Below are 1,884 nucleotides of genomic sequence, written 5' to 3'. Positions count from 1 at the left end.
GCCTCATGCATCGTAGTAATAGAAATATCATACTGACTGTACCTAGCACCTCCCTCACATTGGGTTTGATCCGTAAGCTGACACTCCGTCCTTACGATAGTCATAGGTACGTTCGCTTCCTTATCACTTATATATGCGTCAACATATAAGCGAGCCAGTGCAGTATTTTGTTGTGAGCTTGTACTATTTTGCGCAGAGAGTGCTAGTGCAGCGACTTCAGCTGCATCTCCAAGACGCGCGCGATTTTGTATCGCTCTTGCACCATCGATACCTAATGCAAACAAACCGTAAAATCCTGGAATGAGCAAAGCAAATAATATCGCGGCATGACCTTTTTGTTTCTTTAATGAATGAAGCATACTACCTTCCCATCATGACAGAAGATGATTGAACGGTAGTGAAATCTGTTTCCAGTAACTCTCCAGCCCAGTTGTCTGTCTCATAACACAAGGTCACACGATATAACGTGGCTCTTCTTCCCCACGACGTCATCATTGATAGCGCTTGTAGGTCTTGTATTGTGTCGGTCAACTCACAGCCTCCACCTTCATTAATTGTGGTTGTATCTTGGCGACCATTTAAGTCAAATGTCAGCATTTCAAAACTGCCAGAAAAGTTACTTTGACTAAAATCTCCAGTAGTACGTTCCAATGAGTTTTGAGCAACAATATAAAGTGCTCTAGCATCATCCGCAGTGAGAGTATTATTATCCTTACCGTATAGTTGAGTCCGTTCCTTCAATACGTTCACAAGAGAATAAGACAATCGGTCGAGCTTCCCCTGAATCGATAACTTAATAATAATATCGCCAGTCATGATCAAAAGGGTCGCAAAGACAACGCCTAGCAATGCAAACTCAACAGAGAATGTGCCTGATTGTTTAGATTTTAAATTGATCACGTTCGTACTCCTGAATTACGATTACTTCACGTGAAAATAAAGTTTCAGTATCAATTAAGAACGACAACATAGGTTTAAAGTCATAATCAATTCGATATACCGCCATTACGCTATGCACCGAATCTCCACATTCCAATTCATATAAACTGTCGTCTTCAATTTCGCACTCTCCTCCATAAGAAGATAACGAATCCACATCTTTTAAATATTGAATCGTGAGCCTAAATTTATTCGGATCAATCATCTCTCCCCAAAGTGAACCCTGTGCTTGGATAGACTGCTTAAATGACTGCATAAAATCAGTTGCTTGCTTGTTTCCCCTGGATTGAGAGTCCTGAATAACGACTTTGGCGTCTCTTACAGATTCTGAGATTGCATAGTCGCTTACAGAGGAAACATAAGACATATACCCCATCTCAGCCCATGTAATGCACATCAGCCAAAACGCCATAAATGACAAAGCAAATTCAATGGATGCGATACCTGATTGTTTTTTTAATTTGTTCACTTTTCGCATAATAAAGTATCTATATTGTTGGTGAAGCTACCGACTTACTCTTTTTAATATCATCTATTATTTGAGAAAGCTCCGAATCAGAATACCGCCTTGATAATATTTTTTTAGCCGAGTCTATTTGTTCTATTTTCACTAAAGAGAAAACCAGATTAGTCTCGACTTTTTCATTACTTGCCCCTTTAGTATAAATTGGCAAGAGCAAGGCAGCAGCCTGTTCAAAGTTGCCTTCGAGCATGGAAATCATCGCTAAGTTATTCTTAATTTTTACATCATCAACAAAATGCTCTCTTGAGAGCTGAAAATAATGCTTAGCTTGATCAATATTACCTAGGTGCGCATAAACTATACCTAGTTGATTTTCTATTTCTGGGTTGTCTTTATCTAGCTCACTAGCTTTCAAAAGGCATACTTCAGTTTCTTCAACCCGACCAAGTTCAAAAAGCGCATTACACTCGACAACCATTGCC

General features: G+C 39.4%; 4 protein-coding genes. All 4 read right to left on the bottom strand.

Annotation, left to right across the window (positions count from 1 at the left end; translation table 11 throughout):
• Positions 1-359, bottom strand: a 359-nt coding sequence (locus L4C33_RS21975; protein WP_428814508.1) for a TadE/TadG family type IV pilus assembly protein, incomplete at its 3' end; no start/stop codon positions are given.
• A gap of 1 nt (position 360) precedes the next feature.
• Positions 361-900, bottom strand: coding sequence for a tight adherence pilus pseudopilin TadF (gene tadF, locus L4C33_RS21970; RefSeq protein ID WP_428814507.1), 540 nt, complete (start codon positions 898-900; stop codon positions 361-363).
• Positions 881-1,417 carry a TadE family protein gene (locus L4C33_RS21965; protein WP_428814506.1) on the bottom strand — a complete coding sequence of 179 codons (537 nt, stop codon included), beginning with the start codon at positions 1,415-1,417 and terminating at the stop codon, positions 881-883. Before L4C33_RS21965 ends, tadF begins: the two co-directional genes overlap by 20 nt.
• 10 nt (positions 1,418-1,427) lie before the next feature.
• Positions 1,428-1,884 (bottom strand): tetratricopeptide repeat protein (locus L4C33_RS21960; RefSeq protein WP_428814505.1); only part of this gene is annotated, 457 nt, incomplete at its 5' end.

Source organism: Vibrio makurazakiensis (assembly GCF_050337375.1).
Lineage (GTDB): Bacteria > Pseudomonadota > Gammaproteobacteria > Enterobacterales > Vibrionaceae > Vibrio > Vibrio makurazakiensis.
The sequence above is the reverse complement of the archived record's forward strand: the minus strand, read 5'-3'. Positions and strand labels throughout refer to the sequence as shown.